Here is a 22,047-nt window from a genome sequence, read left to right on the forward strand (position 1 = left end):
TCACTCTAACAAGCAACCACCAATAGCAGAAGTCTAATTACTGTTAACAACTATAGATAATACCCTGTGGACTATGTATTTTGGGAATCCGTGGATTATTTGAGTGTTAAGTAAGGATGTCTGCGGTTAAACCTTATCAAATGGTTGCTTACCCAGTTCTTCAACAATATGGTTGATAAAACTGGTAATTCGTAATGAAAGCGCGGTGTTACGGTAATAAACTGCATTAATGGATTGTTTGACTTCTACAGTTTGATCTGAGAATAGCTGCACCAATCGCCCAGCATGACGATCCCTCTGAGTCATAAAATCAGATAAGCAAACGATCCCTGCACCTGAGAGGGCTAAGTGCCGTAAAGTTTCCCCACTAGATGAAGCCATCGTTGGCTTAATCTGCAGTTTATCTCCGCTTCGTTCATAAAGCGGCCATTTGTTAAGGGATTCAGGCTTTGTAAAACCAAGTAATACGTGTTGGCCAAGTTCTTCTGCACTCTCTGGAGTACCATGCTGTTGTAAATAGCCAGGGCTAGCAAGTATTCGGACTTTGCTAGTCCCTATTGAGCGGGCATGTAATGTTGAGTCCTGAAGTTTCCCAATACGAAATGCCACATCAGTTCGCTTCTCTATCAAATCAGTTATTCCCTCATTACTGTTTAGCTCCAGCTCTATCTGGGGAAATTTAGCACGGAAGCTATTTATCAATGGTGCTATTACATGCAGCATAAATGGTGTGGCAGCGTCTATACGCAGAAGACCTGAGGGTTGCTTTTGACGAGCCGCCATTTGCTCCTCAGCCTCCTCCACTGAGATGAGAATATCCCGAGCATATTTAAGGAAAGCCTGCCCTTCTTCAGTGAGTTTCAAACGCCGTGTAGTGCGCTGAAGCAATGTCGATTCCAGTTTACTCTCCAAGCGGGCGAGTGCACGGCTTACCCCAGATACAGTCTGCTCTAGCCTATCGGCAGCCGAAGTGATCGAAGCCGTATCTACCACAGTGGTAAATACCTGTAATTCTTGAAGGGTGATCTTCATTGTTGACTCCAAATCAATAGTCTATTGCTTATAGACGGCTTTTTCATCAAAAGCAACTAGAGCAGACTAGCCCCTCAAGCCACTGCCGTTGACTGCTGTCGCACAAGTGCTAGTAATCAGAAGCGCTTTACAGATTGCATGGTTAAGCGGAGTAGCAGGTTAGTCTGGGACTCTTAACAGGCTGGCCAATTAGTCAAAACCTTCAAAATTTATGAATTTGATTGATGGGAGTTCAAAGTGAAATTGAGAAATCTTTTACCCAGTAAACTCGGTTTTGGTACTGCACCTCTTGGCAATATGTTTCGCCAGATTCCAGAATCTGAGGCCTTGGCAACTGTAGAGTCAGCCTGGGATTGCGGCATCAGATACTTTGACAATGCCCCTTTCTATGGGGCCGGACTCGCCGAGATTCGCATGGGTGAGGCGCTATCTGGATTCCCACGCGAAGACTATGTAATCAGCACCAAAGTTGGCCGCTTGATATTGGATGAAGTTGAAGATAGTGGCGGCAGAGAACTTGGAGATAAGCGTGATATTTTCAAGTATGGCCGCCCCAATAAGATAGTTAATGACTATTCATACGATGCAACAATGCGCTCGATAGAAGATAGCCTCAAGCGCTTAAAAACCGATCATATTGAGATTGCATGGGTTCACGATGTAGCCCAGGATTTCTATGGTGACGAATGGCTTGGCATATTTGAAAGCGCGAGAAAAGGTGCTTTCAGGGCTCTTGATAAACTGCGTGATGAAGGCGTACTTCAAGCCTGGGGCCTGGGAGTAAACCGAGTGGAGCCGATTGAGATACGTCTTGATCTTGAGGAACCTCGCCCCGATGGCTTCTTACTAGCTGGCCGCTACAGCCTGTTGGATCATTCTCGAGCTCTTCAGAGAGTTATACCCCAGGTTATAGAGCGCGACCTCAGTATCGTGGCCGGAGGTCCTTATAGTTCAGGAGCCTTGGTTGGGGGACCAAATTTTGAGTACGCGCCAGCACCAAAGCACATAGTTCAGAAAGTTTCTAAAATCAAAGCAATTGGTGATAGGTATGGAGTCAGCACTAAGGCTATTGGATTGCAGTTTGTTCTGGCTAATCCGGCTATAGCTGCAGTTATACCAGGTGCGAGTAAACCTAGCAGGATCAAAGAGGATGTTGAGGCTCTCGAAACCAATATTCCAGAGGCACTATGGCAAGAACTACGTCAAGAAAAACTTGTCGATGAATCTGCTCCTCTACCAACTTGAGAATAAGGATTAGCATAAATAGCTAAGCGAGGAGAGGCGCGTGTGACAACTGATAGGATGACTCATCTTATAGCCTGACTGCATCTCGTATCCCTAAGTTGGATTAATTCAGACTTGAGCTGGCGGACCATCACATGAAAAATGATAACTGTCAGATCAAGTCTGAAGCACTAAAACCAAACCACTACAAACACCACATAATTTAACAATTACAATCTCATTTTGATTTACACTGATAACTTTATATTTAAATTAATATTAAGCAGTCCAGTTGAAGTACTGATTTTAACCTGACCTATTCTTAAAAAAATAGAGTTAGATATACTCTCAACGAGCCCTGTCAATCTTTCCAAGATTATTATCAATTGAAGCGTGAAGCATTGTTCATACATGAATCTTGTGCTAAGAATCATTTTGTTTTCCAAGCTTATTAATAAGGAATTTAGCACGATCCACTGTTTCAACTAATTTTTGGGGTACAGCATTGTCTTCCCAGTCCTGCATAAAGACCACAGACATTCCACTATTGAGATCACTAAACCCATACTGCCCATAGGAACCCGCAGTGTAGATGACATTATATTCAGGTAAATACCAGGCTTGAGAACCATATGCCACAGGCGTTCCCAGTGCATTAGCAAGCGACTTGCCACTTTCTGATTTTCCAAGAAGGTCTTTGTCAAGATTCTTTACAGAATCATAGAAGCTCTTTGGAGCCTTTCCCTGGGCGATCCACTGATGAAAAAGTGCATAGTCGCGCAGGGTGGTACTGATACCATAGGAAGGGCTAGCAGTTCCATCAACCGTTAAGGCAATGGAGCCAGAACTATTTGCTCCAAAGTCATTAAAGAGATCCGAAAGAAGCCTGTTGAATGGGTGCCCCGAAACTTCCTCTGCTAGTATGGCCAGTAGGTCGGTATTTTTATCATTGTAAGTATATACTTCACCCGGTTTATTCTGGACCTTAGCATTCTTAATAGCATTACGATGCCCCGTTGGTTTGCCTGGCTTTAATCCTTGTTCGATCTCAAATAAGAAGGCTTCACCTCCGGGCACATGATAATCCGTAGCGGGCAACAGGCCGGAGGTCATATCAAGTACTTCTTGGACTTTGGCTTTGCCAATTTTTGAACCGACAAAATCAGGTAAATAGCTTTCAATCGACTGATTAGGGTCGATCTTACCTTCATCAATCAGCTTTGAAATAATGACCCCTGCGTAAGTTTTAGAAGAAGACTGCAAAAGCTGAGTTTGATTGTGATCTAGCCCATTATCATAAAATTCTCCAATAATTTGATTATCCTTCATAATCAGGAAACCTTTGGTTTGAGTCGCAGTTAGTGACTCAACGAAAGGCCATCCCTTACGAATATCCAAACTTATATTAAAGGGCTCTTTAACGACTTCCAGCTTGGCTGGTTTTTCTGCCTCCATGATATGTACTGTACCGAAAATACCATACTCATCCCAATGCATGGACGTATATCTATAGTAAGGCCAACTTTGCATATTATTCTGATTGATTTCAGAAAGATCAAACGGACGATAAAAATCATTGAGTGTTACCTCGGTTTTGGCAAATGAGGGAGAAACATAACCGACTACCAAGATCAAGGCTGTGCTCCAGGCTATAAAATATATTCCACTGCGCCTTCTTGATTTTAGATTTTTTGGCATAGAGATATTTCCAATTTTGTTTAAGTAAATACAGTTTCGAGAACTGCAGCTACTGCAATTACTGTGAATTTCCTATATGTTTCTTCAAATACAATAAAACTGTTCTGTATAGGGTGCAGACCAAAGAAATAATCAAATCGATCAAAGAGTCTTTTAGTCGTGAATAGACAAACACGCTCGATAGCAACGTATTTATCGAAGCACAAAGGCACTCAGGGAATGTTTTTACAAGGAGAAACCCAGTTATATACAATCTTCAAAATTCAGAATCGCAAAGTTAATAGTTTTGAGCCCTCTTAAGGCGTTCGCACCACCATCAAGCGCTCTTCTGTCATATCGGCGATTGCCCAACGTACACCCTCACGGCCGAGGCCTGAGTCCTTTACTCCGCCATAAGGCATGTTGTCCACACGCCAGCTGGGCACATCACCAATAACAACGCCCCCTACTTCCAAGGTATCCCAGGCCTTCTGTGCTCGATATAAGTCTTTGGTGAAGATCCCCGCCTGCAAACCAAAGGCACTATCGTTGACTCGTTCAAGGACCTCATCGAAATCATCAAAGGGCTCCAGTACTGCTACAGGGCCAAAGGCTTCCTGTTGGACTATTGAGCATTCGTGAGGCACACCTTCCAATAGAGTTGGATCGAGCATTGCGCCATCACGGCTACCGCCACACAAAAGTGTGGCGCCTTCATTAATCGCCTCTTCAACCCATCCGTGCAGTCTCTTTGCCTCCCCCTCGGAGATCATCGGGCCAATAAAAGTCCCTTCATCCTTCGGGTCCCCTTTCTTGAGCTTGCGCGTCTTTTCAACTAGGCGCCGCTTTAGCTCTTCATACAAGCTCTTATGGCCATAGATTCGCTGTACGCCGATACAGCTCTGGCCTGACTGGTAGAAAGCGCCAAAGATCAAACGCTCCAGGGCATCTTCCAGGTCGGTATTCTCATCAATCACACAGGCGGCGTTGCCACCCAGCTCCAGCACCACCTTCTTACGCCCTGCCCTGGCCTTTAGGTCCCAGCCCACAGCGGGTGAACCTGTAAAACTAAGCAGCTTGAAGCGATCATCCACGGTGAAAAGATCCGCTCCTTCCCGATGGCAGGGCAGCACAGAAAAAGCCCCTTTGGGCAGGTCGGTCTCGGCCAGGATTTCTGCAATTATCAGTGCGCCTATCGGTGTTCGGCTCGCCGGTTTCAATACAAAGGGGCAACCTGCAGCAATTGCCGGTGCAACCTTATGGGCCGCCAGGTTGAGTGGGAAGTTAAAGGGAGAGATAAAGGAGCAGGCGCCCACCGGTACACGTTTGACAAAACCACGGTAGCCCCTGGTGTTCTTGGAAATCTCCAGGTTGATAATCTCGCCATTGATACGCACAGATTCTTCAGCGGCAACCCGAAAAGTATCGATCAAGCGGGTTACTTCCCCACGGGAGTCATGAATTGGCTTGCCAGCCTCAATACATAGTGACTGCGCCAGCTCCTCAAAGCGCTCATGAAAGCGCTGCACACAATGATTGAGCACTTCCTGTCGTCGGTAAGGCGGAAATTTTGCCATTGGCTTTTCCGCCAAAAGCGCCCAATCGATTGCACTATCGATAGTAGTGGCATCCGCCATAGCCACCCGGGTTGCTACCTCGCCAGAATACTTATCGGTGACATCAAGCTCTGTGTTTGCGTATACGGCTTCATTGGCGAGATAGTATGGGTATGCTTTTTGTAGCACGGCTCTTTCCTTTTAACCGGTGGCTCTAAAATTTCAGGCATGCCAAAGCACTGTGCCGGCTTTAGGCCTTCCGAGTGTATAGGTTACGGCTGGCCAATAATCAACCAAGGCGCACCTATCCACCTGCCTGAAGGCCGGCGAGATTAAGGAAAGACAATCTGAAAAAGTGAGGAGAATTGAAACAGGGTTTGCGCAAAAGAATCGCCACTCCACGATAGTGGCGATTCTAAGTCAGAGCGACAAATGGGCAGGGTTACTTCTCAGTCAACCACATTCCTACAGGTTCGTAGTTGAACTCTTTATAGATCTTCTTTGCAGCGCTTGGGTTATCGGATTTCTTGTCGATGTTATACACCGTCCAGTTCAGCTCACTATGATTGAACTCAATTACCGCATATCCATAGATGTTACTGACGAAGTCCTTGATATGGGGGTTGTTTAGCTGCACTCCGCCGTTTAGCAAGGAGGTAAACACACTACCTACATCAATGCCCTTCTCCACCGTATCGTTCATATTTGGCGAAGAGATGGAGGGAGTCATCAACTCAACACCTACCAGGTTATCGTAATTCCAATTGTTGATATTATTGAAGTTTACTTTTAGGTAAGACGTAATACTGGAATGCAGATCGCCAGTCAGTACAACAAAGTTATCGATACTGCTGTCCTTGATGCTGGAGAGAATTTTCTCGCGCTCCCACTGGTACCCATCCCAGGCATCATAATTGGCAAACACCAGTGGACGACCCAATGCAGTACCGGCAAGTTGAGCCAGCAAGGTCTGGTTGCCCCAAACTTTCCAGCGTGCAGATGAATTCACAATGCCATCAATAAGCCAATCGCGCTGTGTTTTCCCAAGCATGGTTTGGGATTCATTTTCATAGTCTGTGCACCAGTAATTTTCCCAGGCGGTGCCATCTTTACAAGGCTCCTTGGTTCGGTAAGTACGGCTGTCGGTCATATAGAGATCGACCAGATCACCAAACTGGAAAGAGCGATAAATCTGCAGGTAATCAAAAGCGTGGCTGGCTGCCTCATTCACTTTTACCCGCGCAGGGACATACTCAATCCAGGCCTGCTGAGCATCGCGGCGAAGTTGGCGCAACTGGTCCGGGTTATTATTCCCCGTTTGGTATGGGTGAGATGGTACGCCCAGGGTATCGCGGTCGTAGTCCCAGTAGGCATTATCCGCAGTTTCGTGATCATCCCAGGTGATGATGAACGAGTGCATTTCCATTGCGCGCTGCAGGTTCTTGTCTTTACGGTATTCCTTATAAATATGGCGGTAATCTTCCAGATTCATCGCCACTGATCCACCGGAAGGCAAGGCTAAGGAGTGGACAATAGAATCTTCGAAGCCTTCATACTCCGCATACTCATAGATAAAGTCTCCCAGGTGCAACACGCAGTGGACATCCTCATCCGCCAAGTGGCTGTAGGCGTTGTAATAACCGGTGGTGTAATCCTGACAGGTCACCACTGCCATCTTGATACTTTCCAGGCTGCCAGTTGGCAACGTGTGGCAACGACCAGTACGGCTGCAAAGGTTGCCGTACTTAAAGCGGTAGTAGTATCGCTGGTTGGGTGATAAGTAACCTTCCAGGTCAATATTCACCGTGTAATCACGATCGGCGGTGATGTCATCGGCACTGACCTCAGCACTTAGAATCGGCTGGGTAAAGCCTTCATCTAATGCCACGTCAATATAGAGAGTTTGGCCAGATACGTACGCTGCCGGATTGATATGAGTCCAAAGTACAACACCAGTTTGGCTAGGATCTCCAGAGGCAACGGATAGATCAAAGACAAGGCCGTCATTATCAATTTCAGAATTGAATGGGCTACTACCGAGATTAAAGCGCGCATAGGTTTCGCTGTTGCTGGCAGCCAAAGAGCGAACGGTAAACGGTGTTAACAGTGCAAGCCCCATAGCTTGGACAAACGTACGACGAGAGACAGTCATAAACCCCACTTCCTGTTAGTTATGAGTTGCAAAATGTGAAAGGGGGCGGATTCTATAGAAGAACGTACCAGCAAAGAAGATTTGACGGCCTATAAAGTCCGGGCAAACGGATTATTGAAGATAAAAATAATAAAATGACAGTAATGTCAATTTATTTAGCCTTAATTGAAAATCGCTTACAGATACTAAACCTCTTAAACAGTCACTAACATTAGTTATGCGGTAACGACAGGTATTCCCAGAAAGGAAACAAGTACTTTAATCCGTGGAGAAAACAAATAGTTTCTTATATAACTCCAGGAAAATCGATCAATATTATTAGATTTGAGATACTTCCTTGAAGAGTATGCTCATAAATTTTAAGCGTGTTATCACTCAGAAGGCCGTATCTCCAAAGCCAATCAAATGCTTTCTATCGACATAAGGAAACAGTTTCAAGTCGCTGTATTACCGATGTTTTCTCTATTGAGCTCAAGCCTGGGAGCTAGAAAAAAGAGTCAATTTAGCCCGCAATTTTTAGAGGGAAATAAAATTAACTCTAAACGACAGCGCAACAAATATAGGCGCGGAAATTATCTTATTGGATTTTATTAAGATTGTTTTAATGTCAAAGCTCCGTAGAATTGGTAGAGATTTATCGGTATTTGGATCGCAATTAAGTTGAGCTGTATAAGTCAACACTCAAGAGATCCAAGAGTTTTTTAAAAGCCCAATCCCTCATAGGAGAACGGTAGCGTGACATAAGAGTAAGTAAAAGGCGCTGACCCAAGGTGCGGACACACCTGGGGCCAGCTAACCAAATTGATAACTAACCTATCAAAGTGGCTCAGTGGATAATACGCTAGAAACCCGCTCGTCTTCAATAAAGTCGAGTAGATTCAGCAGCTTGGAGTGTGTCCTCAAGCTCTGGGAGCGTTGCGCCCGCCTTTTCTTCTTCTACGCCTACCGTTCTCGTGCACCTCCTCTCATTTCCTTCAGACGTTACTTCCCAATCTTTCCCACCGTAGAAAGACCACCCCTTGTTTAAGTATCAATAGGAAATGAGCATGTTGATTTTAAAGCGCCGCACTGGAGAAAACTTAAGGATTGGAGCAAATGTCTCGGTCACAGTCTTGGAAGTTAAGGGGAATCAAGTAAAGATAGGAATAAACGCCCCTAAATCCCTGCCTGTTCACCGTGAAGAGATTTATAGGCGCATTAAGAAGGAGCTGGAGGCGGATAACTGAATATGCCAAAAGGGTTGCCCTTTCAGCTGGGTCACCATTTGGAGCTAGTGGATTGGAGCGGTCGACACTTTGACCCCAGGAAGCGAGAGTGTATTGCCGAAAACACGTCTCCTATCCTTGAACGGCTGGGTATTTCACCCAAACACTGGCTCTATCTCAGCCGAAATTTTGAAAGCCGCTTTAAAGGCTTGGTGGGATCAGTGGAAGCAGTACAACAAGCCTGTACCCGGCTTAATAAACGCTGGGTACACGGCATCGGGATTGCCGGCGTTTCCTTTCTACCACGCCCTGCTGATTCTGCACCCTCCCTAGCTGCCTGTATTCCTCTTGGTTTTTACCGAAAACCCCAACTTTCGAACCCAAAACCTAATTCGTACCCCTTTCATTACGTCTTAGTATCAATCTAAGAAGAAACAGCCGCCAAGATGGCATCTGCGCCTCAGCTAGCACCTTCCCCCTCAATTTATGGGTTTTCTGAATTTAATTTATGAGAGTCCTGAATTTACCATCTCCCAAACCATTTTAATCTTTCACTCTCCGTCTCTTAATAAATAAACCTAACGCATATAGCCAATAGAGAATCAAGACAATTAACGGTATCCAGCCAAGCCCTCCCAAATCGCGCTTAAAGAAGTAAGTGGAATAAATTATCAACCCCCAAAAACTCGTTAAGAAAAGTCCATTTTTAAATAAATCCCGAATAAAACAAAACATAGCCTTGCTCACCAAAAGGTTGGCCCTCCCTCCTGATGAGAAATAACCGCCCCCTCGCTATTTTTTACCGTAACAGAAATACCAACATTGGCCGTCCCACTTTCAGAATGAAAAGCATTAACCGCATCTGCGGTCACGATTGTAGTTATCGTGTTGCCTATTTGGGGAACATAAGAAATTTTAGCATCCAAAAAAATCTCCTTAAAGCCATCTATGGTTATCCTGAATTTACCAGCTTTGTTGAGCTAGAAAAAAAATCGCCAAGGCAGTAGGTAATAGTACCGAAAAAGCCACATACTTTACAAAAACCTTGTTTTTATCACCTAACTCAACAGAGGCCGTCCTTAAACTCTCTTGGATATCATTTCTCAAAAAACGTATACACACAAAGTTAAACAGCATTACAGTAAACGCTATCACTATTGCAGGAACAGTCCAACTCGAATATATACTAGCTACATTTATTTCAAATAATATAGACATGAGCGCTGGTATACACGAAATATTTAGACTCAATAAAAATGACATAAAACAAATAGCATTTACTTTATTATTCTCATCGTGTGGACTCTTTTTAGCAATTGATATATAGCACGCCAAAAATAAATCGATGTATATTTTCTTTAAAAAAATCATGGAAACCTAGCAGTTACCGAAGGTTGAGCACATTGCATCAGTTAGAGGCTTACTTAAAGACTCAATACCGACTATTGTATCAAAAATAAAATAACTAGCACCGTCAATCCACCCTGGAGGACTACCCATAAACGCAATAGTTCCAATAGCTGTATCAGCAGAAGCTTTCCCTACTCCAGGAATATCGCCACTGATACCCACATTGACATCACCCCGAGGTCAGTCGTACCTTAGCTTTCCATTTTCCCTAGCGCAATCAACGAGTTAACAACCATTTTTCCCGGTGCCACTAGCTCTTCAATATTTTTTTGCCCCGACGCGGGTTTTACCTTAGCCGGATGTTTTTCCTGAGGCAACGGCCCCTTCTGTTTAGGCGCACCAGCGCCTGACCGCCGACAGGCGGCTAGAGCCGAGGGGCGTTTGCCCCTTTTGGTGGCTGGCTAGAATAGTGGTGCCGCTTCTTCGATGGCTTCGATCAGGTGATGGAGGGGATAACCGCAGAGTAAGTATGTTGTTAAAAAAAGCCTCCACAGATCTATCTATTGGGGCTTTGAATTTACAGTACTTAGATCATTCTTATTTTGATGCTCCCAGCAAAACTTTACCCAAATTATTTTTGATATCATTTAATACAGACTTATAATCATTCATTTCTTGCAAGCTATAGACATCTAAAATTTCTGTTTTTTCAACAGAAACTTCGCCAAATATTTTTTTGGAAAATTTATTATAAAAAAATTCAAAGAAAATTTTCTTATCCTCAAGGTAATTACTATTCAAAGAAAATTTAAAAGACTCTACCACACCCCTTCTTTCTCTTGACATCTCTAAATAGGGCCACCTTTTTCCATGCTCAAACTTAAGAGATTGCTCTTTAGACACCCCTATTAAATCATTAATAAAAGGCTCTAAATAAATCGAAATAGAATCCCATTCGATTTCTTTTAGATAAGAGGCCCCAGCATTATATTTCACACTTAAATTCCTTACTTAGTCCGGAAAGCGCCATCCCTGATACCACTCTTTTCCGCCACCAGTACCCCATTGAGGATTTCGCCAAACAGATCTAGGCCCAACAACTGGTTTCCAAAAGGGTACTTTTACAGTTTGATACGCAGTAGGCATAGAAGGTAATTGTAAAGCTTGCTTTGCAGCACTCATGCTAGCATAGGGAGGTTTGCTACTAGTACTCACTAAAAGCCATTTACTTGCCGGATTAGAATTAGGGCCAACGTACCGAAAATAGCCTAATCTAGCAAAATATGAAACTGCGCCAAAACCCTCCGCACCTAGTGTAATAGCTGTATTTGTTGCAGTCTCACCGGTCCAAAGTACCGATAAAAATAGCCCCGCAGATGCAATTGGATCGTCTCTAAACCCTCCCCCAGCAGCAACTAAGCGGTCGGCCCAATACCTCGCAGCTCTATCACCCGCTTCGGTTCCTGGTAAATAACTTCCTAGAGCTCGCCCCTTTTGTACAACAGTAAAATCAGACTGTTGAGAGCAATCTATGTTGTCATAGCGAAAGAGTAGTAGAAAATCACATCATGATTTTTACTTTGACTCAAATCTTTCCACCAGTATTTTCTGTGTTTTGCAGCATTCTATTTCTACCCAGCCATCACCAACTGCATATATATATGTATCTCCCCAGGGGTCACTGGGCATAATATTAAAATAGGGCTTCAACTGCTCTAAATTTTGAGGAAATGACCCCTTGTCTTTTTTGAATTGAAACGTTGCTTCCTTGAGTCTCTTCAAATCATTTCTTACACTAGCCTCAACCACCTCATCAACTGGATCAGAAAAATAGAAAAACAAGAGCGATATAAAAATAACGATAAAAAATATGCATATGGAAATTTTTTTTATGCCGATCAGCATTTACTAATCCTCGGGGAAATAACTAAATTCAGGCTTTGGATAGGAGTTTAGATCTGGCATGGTCGCTCCTCTAACAGTCGTTCCACGATAATGCATTCCTAACTGCGCTGCGGTATTAGTGATCCAACTATGGATTTGATCTACATTTGATGATAGTAAATAGGTACTCGCCCCCATTTCTTCAAAGATGTAAACATGAAGCTTCTCATGAAATGCTAAATCCTGGAATATCTTCTCGGTGAGATTCAACTCAAGAATAATGATATTTGGTGGTAACGCCATATCAGCTGATGAGTTAATTCTTACAAGGATATTTCTCGTATTAGGAAATTTTCCATAATTCCTTTCTAGCCATGAATGTATTAAAGCCAGCTCTTTTTTCGCCCACTCTCTAGAAACCCCATTCTTTCGTGCAAAGACATCACCCCGAGGCCAGTCGTACCTTAACTTTCCATTTTTCCCAGCGCAATCAACGAGTTAAAAACCATTTTTGCCGGCGCCACTGGCTCCTCACCATTTTTTTGCCCCGACGCGGGTTTTACCTTAGCTGGATGTTTTTCCAGAGGCAACGGCCCCTTCTGGTTAGCCGCGCAGGCGCGCCAGCGCCTGACCGCCGACAGGCGGCTAAAGCCGAGGGGTGTTTGCCCCTCTTGGTGCTTGGCTAGAACGGTGGTGCGGCTTCTTCGATGGCTTCGATCAGGTGCCGGCATTCCTGTTGCAGCAGCTTCACGTAGTACTGCCATTCGGTATCAAGCCGCTCCCAGGCTTCGATAACGCTCCAGCCTTGCGGTAGGTATTCCATGCGCTCCAGTACGAACGCAGCGGCGATCTGTTCGCTGGTGCTGGCACCGGTGGTGCCGGTTTTGAGCAGGTTGTTGGCGGTGTTGAGGATTTTGTCGAGTGGATACGACAGTTGGTTTATTTGTTCTTGGATCTCTTTTTGCGATGGCATGGCCATGCCTCCTTGAGTGGATGTTGTGTGGCGAACGTGCAGAACCCTGCGCGCAGGCCGGTCAAGGCTGCGTAGCGTTGTTTGCGGAGCACCGCACAGCGCCTTGGCCTTGAGGGGGCGAGCACGGGGTTATGCTGAGGAGACACACAGCAGACACGGGGGTTGGGGTTGGCACGGTCTCAAGGTAAAGCGTTTTCGCGGCTTGCCGCGGCCTTTGGAGAAGCTGATCCAGCTGGCGGACATTTTTGAGGTGTCGCTGGACTATCTGGTAATGGGCCAGCCGATGGAGGAAAGCCCCATCCGCAACGAAGTGCTATTTAAGCGCTTCAAGCTGCTGGAGACTTTTGATGATCAAGACAAGGACACGGTGATTCGGGTGATCGATGCGATTATCGCTCAGCGTCAGGTGGAACATGCCATGCGGCCATTAGAGCGCTAACTACTGATAGTTAGCGCTCTACTTTTCTTACCGCATAGGTGATTAAGATTGGCTCTGACCACAATCATGAACCGCCGCAACCTTCTTCACTCGTGAGCATCAAGAGACAGCAGAATGAAACAAGCTCTCTTTATCTTAATTCTAGCCTTAGCTAGCTACATTCCCGCCGTCCGCTTAATCAGAGAGTACAAAAAAAGAAGATGCCCCCTCTGCAGGGGCCGATTAGCGCTCTCTAGAATTAGTGATCCTACAGGGAAAAACTTATCAAAAAGAATCACCCTCTCACTCTATCAGGGACCTAAAAAGGTCAGCGAGCAATGGAGCTGCACAAAATGTAATCACAACCAGCAAATAAAATATTGGTCAAACTAGGCATTACGGTTATTTTTGGGCAAAAAATACTTGAAGAAATAAATAAGCGAAGCCACCCAGGAGAAGAATATCAAACAAAAACCCCAAACAAATTTATGCTTTATCTCTGTATTGTCAAAAAAGTCAGCAAGAATTAAAAACCAAAAAGAAAACGCACCTAAAATCCCAGCAACCAATAGAAGTTGATCAAACAACATCAAATTAGAGAACTGAAAAGACACATACCCAGAAAAGGAAAATCTTAATAGCGTAAAAACAAACAACGCCAATGAAACAATTGCAAAATTCTTTTTCATTACAAATCCAGAATTATCACTATTCAAAGTCTAAAGTTCCTTCAAGTCCAAGCACTGCTGAAGCCCCAAACTCTAACTTCCAAAACTCTTTTGAAGACACATTCCAAGGCGTAGAGAACACCGGTTTAAACTCAAAAGGTTTACCTGACAAAATGCTCATCACACTGTCATTTCCGTAAACGAACGTTGAAAACTCTTGATTTCTAGACGCATCGAGCCCCAGTGAAAATCCAGCAATATCTACTGAGATAGCAAAACTCTGATTTGCATACTCTTTACCTGTAATTACACTAATTTCTTTTGAGGCAACATCAAGATCAATCTTGGCCCCCAACAATTTCGTAAGGCCAACCTTTGCTCCGGCTTGCAGCCCATTAGTAAATTTCAGGTCAGAGTCATCCTTATTCCCCTTTTGTGCACCTAAGTTGAAAAGACTGCCTGCTTTTCAACTTTTTTCTTGATAATAAAAGTTGTACTTTCAGTACCACTACCAGCATCATAGAAAACAGTTAAAGACAGCTCTCCGCCAGTATTTACAACCGACTTCAAGTCACTCTCGCCCACTTCAAAAAGCTTCAAGCCTTTATCAAACTCAAACAGTTCGTGATCTGGAACATGGGTCTCTAAAACCAATTCTCGGTTAAATTTTTGGCTCTTTTCCCAACCATCACCAACAATCACAGCGCGCTCAATATTTATAGATTTTCCAGCCTTGTCCGAATATAAACCTAGCCAGACCACATAGCTGCTGTGGGTCGCCTTATTTATATCAACGACAAGCAAAATATCATCAACTTTGAAATCATTTAGGGCGCCAGCTCCAAAGTCAAAGTTCTTATAAAATTCTACTGACTGTTCATGTTCGTACTTAATAATTTTTGCTGTCTTACAAGCTGACAATCCAAAAATGGCCAGTGCCAACAGAACGACTCCAAACACTATTTTTGCACTGATATACACTAATTTTCTCCCCTTACGTTGCCACCCGCAGCATATGGAGCAACATCTAAAACAAGGTGCCCCAAACCTTTGCCAGCATATACACTCCACCCACCTACGTCATACCACTTATCAGGGACGGGAGCAGGATTTACATAATTATACGTGCCAACATATTTTGGATCAGTCACCAAATTTAACGTATCACCGTTAAAAACAGCTTCACGGCCATCTGGATGAATAAACTTCAATTCCGGCTTACCCACACTGTTATCGTGAAAAATAGATTGCTCTGGAGAAAGTAACGTCCACTCGGAGCCTTGGCCTGTAGCTTGTCCATAAGAGGGTAAATTGCCGTTGCGAGTATCACGCCCTTCAAAATGCCAACCGGTTGCCTTTTTCCATAGCCCTTTAAAGAACCCATCTCCCTTTTGTGCATTATGGCCATTTTTATCAACCGTAACAGAAACACAACCGCCATTTTGAGTACATTCAGAATCATCCTGCTCCCTTTCCTCTTGCTCTTCCTCAACATCATCTTCCAGAAATGATGATGGCAGGCCACCTAATCTATTAAACGGATTAGCCAATACTAATCTTCCATTACTATCAAACACATACGGAATAATAAGATCCGTAGGGCTACTTGAGGGATCACCATATGTTGTAACCTCAGGTATAGGTGCAGGTGGTTGCGACCCCTGCCCTGAAGAATCATTTGGCTCATCAACTACTTTAGGCCTCTCATCCTGCTCGCTTGCCGCATAGCCACTGGGATCGGTAAAACTCAATGGATTATTAAACACATAACTATAGCGGTTCCAGCTCTGGCTATAGGTCGGTGCCTGCACAAGTGGGTCAGGGCTGAGAAAGCGGCCCAATGTGGGGTCATAGATACGCCCATTCATATGGATCAGGCCGGTTCTGTCCAGGTGCTCGTGGCCGGTATAGCCGCGCTTGGTGGTGAGGCCCTGTGTTGCCAGCAGCTCCAGGAGTTGCTGCTGGTCCAGGTCCCCACTCCAGTCCCCCTGGCGGCGGCTGCCGTCCGGGTTAAAGGCGAGATTTAAGATCTCCAGGCCGGCTTCATCGGTGATTTTCTCAATGGAGCCCAGGTGGTCCCGGTGCAGGTATTGATATTCGCCGCTGGTGCCGGTGAGATCCGTAATGGCGATATGTTGAACACTGCCGGCCAGTGTGGTTTTTTCAATGGCGAGAATGCTGGCATCTGCGGGGATCTGCTCCTCGTAGCTGCCCACAATAAAGGCTTTCTCGGTTTTGAGCTGGCCATCTTCCATCCAGCTGCTTTCGCGATAGAAGCGTTGGCCATTAGGGCCATATTGGAAACGGTCCCTGGCAGTCGGTGTACTATCGCCTTGACTGCTGCCCAGTACAATTTCCGTGGGCAGCTGCCGCGCGTTCCAGCGGATCCATTTGTCGTCGCCGCTGGCGGCGTCGTAGCGTTCGATTGCGCCGTTGGCATCGTAGTGCAGGCTGTGGGAGATGCCGTTAATGGTGACACTGCTGACCGCATTGGGACCTGCATTGCCGAACTCGCCGTATTGGTAGCCGCTTACCTGGGTGTCGTTGCTGACACTGGAGGTCTTGGACAGAATATTGCCCAGCTTATCGTACTGGGTACTGAGCTGGCGATCGCTACCGACTTGCATCGTGGCGTAGCGCAGGCGATTGAGGCCGTCGTAGCTAAAGTCTTCCTGCTTCTGCAGTGCCTGGGAGGCGCTGTAACTGAGGCGACTTTCCAGGGTGCCATTGGTGCGCCAGCGGTACTCGTTGTTTTGAACCTGTCCGCCACCGGTTTTAATGGTTTCCAAGCGCCCAGTATTAGGATTGTAAGTGCGGTTAGTAACCAGACCGTTGCCGTAACTCTCCCGCTCTACCTGTCCCCAGGCGTTGATGCTGTCAAAGGTTTGCAGGGGGTTGTTGCCGGCAGCATCTCTACTGAGGCTCTGTACATAGCCGCGATCATTATAATGGTAATGGGCTTCAACCTCGCTGGGGTAAACCATTTTATTCATACGGCCATAACTATCGTAGCCGTATTGATGCTGGTAGCTGCGGCTTACTCCCCCAGCCAACAGCTGAGTATTGATAGTATCCAGCTCGCCATCTGAATACCTGTAGGTGTAGGACTCAAAAAACACCTGAGAGCCATTTTCGGTATAACTGCGGCTCGCCAAGCTACCTACCGAATTAGTAGCATCGTAATCCCACTTAGCAAGACCATCATCATCTCGCTGTTCCAGCAAGCGACCGAGCTTATCGTACAAATAGGTAATGCTCTGATTCTTATTGTCTGATTGCTGGTCAAGCTCACCAAAGGCATTATATCGACTGGTTACTGTGCCCATGTTGGGATCGGTGAGACTGGTACGGAAGCCAGCATAGTCAAATACAAAGCTAGACTCGATATCGTGGGTATCTCCGCTAACCAGCACAGTTTTTGGTAGACCGCTGCCATAGTAGGTGTAGTCGGTGGTTACGGCAGTGCCGGTGGCATCGTCTACAGTACGGGCCAGATCGCCGGTGAGGTCATAATAGCTCTCTTGCACCTGCGTATTTGTACCACTATTTCCAACCACTGATTCAGTGACTTCAACTTTAATCTCTTTGCCACTGCTGCCATTAACCACGCTGTAGTTTATATCTACGCTGCCTCCACCGGCCTTGTGTATATAATCGAGGCGATTACGCAGGTCGTACTCGTAACGAGTGATCGGCTTACTTCCACTAAAGCCTCCCTCAGCTGGAGCCAAGAAAGGGGCTGTTTCAGTATCCATACGCCCTAGGGGGTCATACGTAATTGCACGGCGAGATACGAAGTCACCGGAAAATGCCTTGGTATCCTGCTGTATCAAGCGGCCCAGTTGATCATAGTAATATTTTGTTACAGGGGTAATGTCCGAAGTTGTCTCCACGTAGTAAGACGCTTGCACTTCGCTCACTACGGGACAGTTGCCATGGCAAAAGTCGTATTTGCTGTCGAACTTAACCTTGTCTGTATTCAGCCTATCAGTATTGGTGCGCGAAGACTCACGACCAAAGGGGTCGTACTGAATCCTTGTAGACTGGTCATTGTGGTCTGTTATCTTGCTTACGCTGCCAAAACGTGGGTCATACTTCAATTCAATCGTGTGCTGCAGTGCATTGGTCAGTTTGGTGGCATAGCGACCATCAAGGAAGTCGCCAACTACTGAAGTACTGCGGGTTTGTGTGCCCACATTGTTAGTAGATGCATCTACATTACCTTTGGCGCTTTCACTGGCCACATTGCCGTAAGTATCGTAGGTATAAGTCACCTCCATCTGATATTTAGCATCGCCGGGGTATTGGACTGCCGTTTTCACCCTATTGGTATTACCATAGGGTGTCATACTGCTGCTGGATTGCTGGTCGGGAGTACCAGAGGTATCCCCACTAAAATAACGTTGCTCTTTGGCACTGGGGAAACCTATCAACCAACTTCCGTTAACACGGTTATCCAGTACGGTAGTGCTCTCTACACTGCGGCGGACATTGCCGTATTGCGAAATCGGCAGAGCCTCTCCCCAAATACTCTGGCTATCATTGATTTGGGTAGTTTCGATCACCCGAGTCGTATTTACAGCTCCGCTCAACAAGTCGCCAGCATTACCATAAGACATGGCTTGTGGAACGCTGTCACTCACCACATATCCAAGCGGTGGCTGATCACCTTCCAGCAGGGTATCGATTCTCTGTGCGATATAAGGGAAGTAAGTAGTATTACCCCCAGAATTCAACTCCAGTGCATCGTAACTAAAGCGCTGATTGGTCAGCATCTCACCAAACTGATAGTCCGTCTTATACTGGATTTGGCGTGCAATTTTTCCAAAGAAAGGGAAGTCCTGTCGGTACTGACGGTAAGTAACAATATCAGCCGCAGTGTCGTAAATTCGTTGAGCCCTATAACCAAGAAAACCCCAACCTTTGTCACTACTCAGACCGTAGCCTTGGTAAGCATACTCAGTAGTATGCCAACCCCCGTTATGACCATTAGAGCGCTTTACCTCGGTAACGACGGTACGGTAGTTTTCATCCTCATTAGGTGTAACTGGACTTACATCAGGAATAGAGCCGTCAGGGCCAAACAGGGCTGAACCTTCGTTAAAAGGAGCCACTGTTCTTTCCCCTGCACTAGAGGAAATTCTTTTTAGGGTAAACTCAGTTTGAGCGTCAAGGCCGTTAGTGATGCGTTCAATACCAGTTTCAAAATCTTCATAGTGGGCCAAGTCATCAAAGGCCCATTTGAAATCCAGTGGTTTTAAACACTGACGATCACCATCTTCACTATAGGCGCATAACTGCACTTGCTTTAAGCGGCGGAAATGCTCTCCAGCAAGCTCTTCTTCTGAAATCAGCTTGTATTCCCGCTGCAGTACACCATCCAGATGCACACGGATATGGTGTAACAGCACCAGCTGTTTTTGAGGAATCTCCTGTAATGGAACTGGTGGTGCATCTGTTCGGGTTCCGTACTGGAACTCTATTTTTGCATCGCCCTGGTTACCGTAGGTAATTTCTAATGGGTAGTTAATGCCTTCAATAATATCGCGATGGTATTTGTACTCCATCGTATTGCCGAACGCATCAGTAATCTTGTTTAAAGTCCAGCCAAAATGTGTCGTTTCCTCACCTCTGAGGCGACTGTCTTGTGTAGCTCCGTACTCGCTAGTGGAGCCATTAGGACTCTTGACCGTAAACCAGACTTTCCCATTATCAGTCTTTTGCAATTCAATTAAGCGGAAGCCATCGCGTAATGTGCGATACTGTGCTCCCTCTTGCCAGTGATTACCGCTGACAAGTACCAGAGGCTCCCCATCCAGGCACAGTGAGTCCGTATCATCAAGAAGAATCTTGGTGTACTTTGGCCTATTCACTGTACAACGACGAATTTTACTTAAACCACCCAGGCGCCAGCCATAGCCGAGAAAATCCTCCGGTAGAGCTTCAGTCATCCGCTTCTGGAAGCGGGCACTGGTGTAATGTAGAGACAGGTTTGGCTGTAATCCATTAACACCGGGGGCGGCTTGCAGGGGAACCTTAACTATCGCATTACCCGTTGCACTGACATCTGCACTGTAGGCCAAGCTTCCCGGAGTATCCACAACTTCAGTGGTCACCGCCGGATCCCCATCTACATTTGCGAGGTTATGGACCTTAATCCAGGTACTAGATACAGAACTACACTTTCCAAACTCATTACAAGCCTCTAGCTCATAAAGATAGGTGCCCGGTGTTCCTCCTCCGACGAAATACTCAAAAACGGAAGTTGTGTAATATACAATTTCCCAGCAGCTATTTCCGGGCTCACTCTCAACACATCCCTTCTTCATACGTCTGAGCCGATAGCTTTTAGCCCCAACGTCCTCCCAGGTAATGGTTTGATCAGTCTTGAAAAATTCGTCGGGAAGATCTGATGAGAATTGGGGTTCTGGTGCTGCAGGCACAGACAACTGCTTTGTTGACCAATTTCCGCAACCTGCAGTATTGCAACCCCTTACCTGGAACCAGTAGGAATCCAAGTATTCTACATCCCTACTTTTTGGAACAAAAACTGTAATATCATCCACAAGGATGGGTACTAAAGTATCAGGGGTCTCAGGCACTGTTGGATTTATAAGATTGGCAAGATCAACTTCCGTGGAGGTTAATTTAGCCGGGTTTCCGCTATTCAATCCATTATTGAGAGGAATCTCCCAATAATTGATACCATCCCCACTCCACCGTAATTCATAGTGATCAATGGAGTCTGAGTCTTCCATACCCCAGCCTAAAGCAAAGTTAGTACTGGGAAGAGTATTACCGCCAGGCTCTTGCCAATAAGGTTCGTCAGGGTAATGTTTAACCTCAAGTGAATCGGAAACTATCCAATCACTATATTGATAATAAGGGCCAACACTTACAAATGCTCGGACCTTGTATCTATAGTTGCCAGATGGCATTGCACCCGTAGTGGTTGGAAAATCTATTGAGAGCTGATTATTCTCGACAGTAAGGCAAGAACTTTCTGCCTGCCACACACCATCTTTCTCTTGACACCACTGATAACCACTTACATAGGGGTCTTGGGAGTCTTGTTTGGATGTGCCCCAGACCAAAGTATATTTACCATCAGTATCAATGAAACCCGTTGGCCCGGAAAGATCAGACTGAAAGCCGATACTTGCAGGCTTATTTGGGGTTATGGTGACATATACAGTATGGCTGCCATATACAAGTGGTTCACCATACTCTTCACAGCGACGGGTCGTTGGGTCATACAAGAGACAAGGCCCATCAGCTTGGGCGCTGTAGGTATACATCCCACTATCATTGGTATAGATATCCGTCGAGCCATTTCCAACTGGAATAGACCCGTAACTAGACCCTCCGCCAGCAAAAAATATTCCAGTTTTCAGGTATTCGGCTTTGGTTGTGTGAGTTAATGTGTATCTACCAGTAGCGCTAGTTGTAGGACCCGAGATATTGGCGGCTGCATCCGATGCATAGCCAGATACACTCACAATAAATATTAGGAAGAAATATAAAGCAACCCCGAAGCGCATCCGTTTACCTACCAAGTAGCAACATTAAAAGTAGCTCTATTCACATCAAGTCGAATAGAAAATCATGCGAGAGTTTAAAGGAAATCGAATAAAGGGCAACTAGAAGTAAAACAAAAGAGATCGATGCAACCTGTCAAGTGTGACTATCTTTCAGTTGGGGAAATACACAGTTTGAGTTTTTTGTATCCTAAAAAGTAGGAGGTTAACGAGAAACCCCCTACTTATTACGGAGAGGTATTGCAAGAGACGTGAGAACCCATGTCATTTATTACAGTTCACGTTGGATACATACAATAATAAGATTGGATTTGAGAAATCTGCTTACCTCTGTATCCGGTTAGGCTTGGTTGCAACATACTGTGATACA

16 protein-coding genes are annotated in these 22,047 nt (G+C 45.4%); 3 read left to right on the top strand and 13 right to left on the bottom strand.

Going from position 1 to position 22,047, the window contains the following annotated elements:
- Positions 1-126 precede the first annotated feature (126 nt).
- Positions 127-1,032 carry a LysR family transcriptional regulator gene (locus tag ACJJIP_RS10115; protein WP_282950594.1) on the bottom strand — a complete coding sequence of 302 codons (906 nt, stop codon included), beginning with the start codon at positions 1,030-1,032 and terminating at the stop codon, positions 127-129.
- 237 nt (positions 1,033-1,269) lie between these two features.
- Between ACJJIP_RS10115 and ACJJIP_RS10120 the strand changes: the two genes are divergently transcribed.
- Positions 1,270-2,277 (top strand): aldo/keto reductase, encoded by a 1,008-nt coding sequence (locus ACJJIP_RS10120; protein ID WP_444946828.1) that lies wholly within the window; start codon positions 1,270-1,272, stop codon positions 2,275-2,277.
- Between the two features lie 402 nt (positions 2,278-2,679).
- On the opposite strand, the gene ACJJIP_RS10125 is transcribed toward ACJJIP_RS10120, so the two are convergent.
- The 3 genes from ACJJIP_RS10125 to ACJJIP_RS10135 all read right to left on the bottom strand — a co-directional run bounded on the left by ACJJIP_RS10125 (position 2,680) and on the right by ACJJIP_RS10135 (position 7,641).
- Positions 2,680-3,954: a serine hydrolase domain-containing protein gene (locus ACJJIP_RS10125; protein WP_444946829.1), complete on the bottom strand. Its 1,275-nt coding sequence runs from the start codon at positions 3,952-3,954 to the stop codon at positions 2,680-2,682.
- Between the two features lie 296 nt (positions 3,955-4,250).
- Positions 4,251-5,678 (bottom strand): aldehyde dehydrogenase family protein, encoded by a 1,428-nt coding sequence (locus tag ACJJIP_RS10130; protein WP_444946830.1) that lies wholly within the window; start codon positions 5,676-5,678, stop codon positions 4,251-4,253.
- A gap of 253 nt (positions 5,679-5,931) precedes the next feature.
- A complete protein-coding gene (locus ACJJIP_RS10135; protein WP_444946831.1) occupies positions 5,932-7,641 on the bottom strand; it encodes an alkaline phosphatase D family protein in 1,710 nt (569 codons plus the stop codon).
- A gap of 1,046 nt (positions 7,642-8,687) precedes the next feature.
- Between ACJJIP_RS10135 and csrA the strand changes: the two genes are divergently transcribed.
- Complete coding sequence (csrA, locus tag ACJJIP_RS10140; RefSeq protein ID WP_444946832.1) at positions 8,688-8,867, top strand: carbon storage regulator CsrA; 180 nt, start codon at positions 8,688-8,690, stop codon at positions 8,865-8,867.
- Between the two features lie 722 nt (positions 8,868-9,589).
- On the opposite strand, the gene ACJJIP_RS10145 is transcribed toward csrA, so the two are convergent.
- The 5 genes from ACJJIP_RS10145 to ACJJIP_RS10165 form a co-directional block, all read right to left on the bottom strand.
- On the bottom strand, positions 9,590-9,772 hold the full coding sequence (locus ACJJIP_RS10145; RefSeq protein ID WP_444946833.1) for a hypothetical protein: 183 nt from the start codon (positions 9,770-9,772) through the stop codon (positions 9,590-9,592).
- Between the two features lie 1,021 nt (positions 9,773-10,793).
- Positions 10,794-11,192, bottom strand: a complete 399-nt coding sequence (locus tag ACJJIP_RS10150; RefSeq protein ID WP_282950602.1) for a hypothetical protein — start codon at positions 11,190-11,192, stop codon at positions 10,794-10,796.
- Between the two features lie 579 nt (positions 11,193-11,771).
- Positions 11,772-12,101, bottom strand: coding sequence for a hypothetical protein (locus tag ACJJIP_RS10155; RefSeq protein ID WP_444946834.1), 330 nt, complete (start codon positions 12,099-12,101; stop codon positions 11,772-11,774).
- Positions 12,102-12,544: 443 nt separating this feature from the next.
- The gene (locus ACJJIP_RS10160) at positions 12,545-12,844 is read right to left on the bottom strand and encodes a hypothetical protein (RefSeq protein WP_444946835.1); all 300 of its coding nucleotides are present in this window, start codon (positions 12,842-12,844) and stop codon (positions 12,545-12,547) included.
- The gene (locus ACJJIP_RS10165) at positions 12,763-13,053 is read right to left on the bottom strand and encodes a hypothetical protein (RefSeq protein ID WP_282950605.1); all 291 of its coding nucleotides are present in this window, start codon (positions 13,051-13,053) and stop codon (positions 12,763-12,765) included. The genes ACJJIP_RS10160 and ACJJIP_RS10165 overlap by 82 nt, the downstream gene beginning before the upstream one ends.
- 25 nt (positions 13,054-13,078) lie before the next feature.
- Between ACJJIP_RS10165 and ACJJIP_RS10170 the strand changes: the two genes are divergently transcribed.
- Positions 13,079-13,492 (top strand): hypothetical protein, encoded by a 414-nt coding sequence (locus ACJJIP_RS10170; RefSeq protein ID WP_444946836.1) that lies wholly within the window; start codon positions 13,079-13,081, stop codon positions 13,490-13,492.
- A gap of 368 nt (positions 13,493-13,860) precedes the next feature.
- On the opposite strand, the gene ACJJIP_RS10175 is transcribed toward ACJJIP_RS10170, so the two are convergent.
- The 4 genes from ACJJIP_RS10175 to ACJJIP_RS10190 form a co-directional block, all read right to left on the bottom strand.
- Complete coding sequence (locus tag ACJJIP_RS10175; RefSeq protein ID WP_157533722.1) at positions 13,861-14,160, bottom strand: hypothetical protein; 300 nt, start codon at positions 14,158-14,160, stop codon at positions 13,861-13,863.
- A gap of 19 nt (positions 14,161-14,179) precedes the next feature.
- A complete protein-coding gene (locus ACJJIP_RS10180; protein WP_444946837.1) occupies positions 14,180-14,497 on the bottom strand; it encodes a hypothetical protein in 318 nt (105 codons plus the stop codon).
- 83 nt (positions 14,498-14,580) lie between these two features.
- Positions 14,581-15,120 (bottom strand): hypothetical protein, encoded by a 540-nt coding sequence (locus ACJJIP_RS10185; RefSeq protein WP_282950608.1) that lies wholly within the window; start codon positions 15,118-15,120, stop codon positions 14,581-14,583.
- A complete protein-coding gene (locus ACJJIP_RS10190) occupies positions 15,120-21,680 on the bottom strand; it encodes an RHS repeat-associated core domain-containing protein (protein WP_444946838.1) in 6,561 nt (2,186 codons plus the stop codon). Before ACJJIP_RS10190 ends, ACJJIP_RS10185 begins: the two co-directional genes overlap by 1 nt.
- Between the last annotated feature and the right edge of the window lie 367 nt (positions 21,681-22,047).

It is taken from the genome of Microbulbifer variabilis (assembly GCF_052467165.1).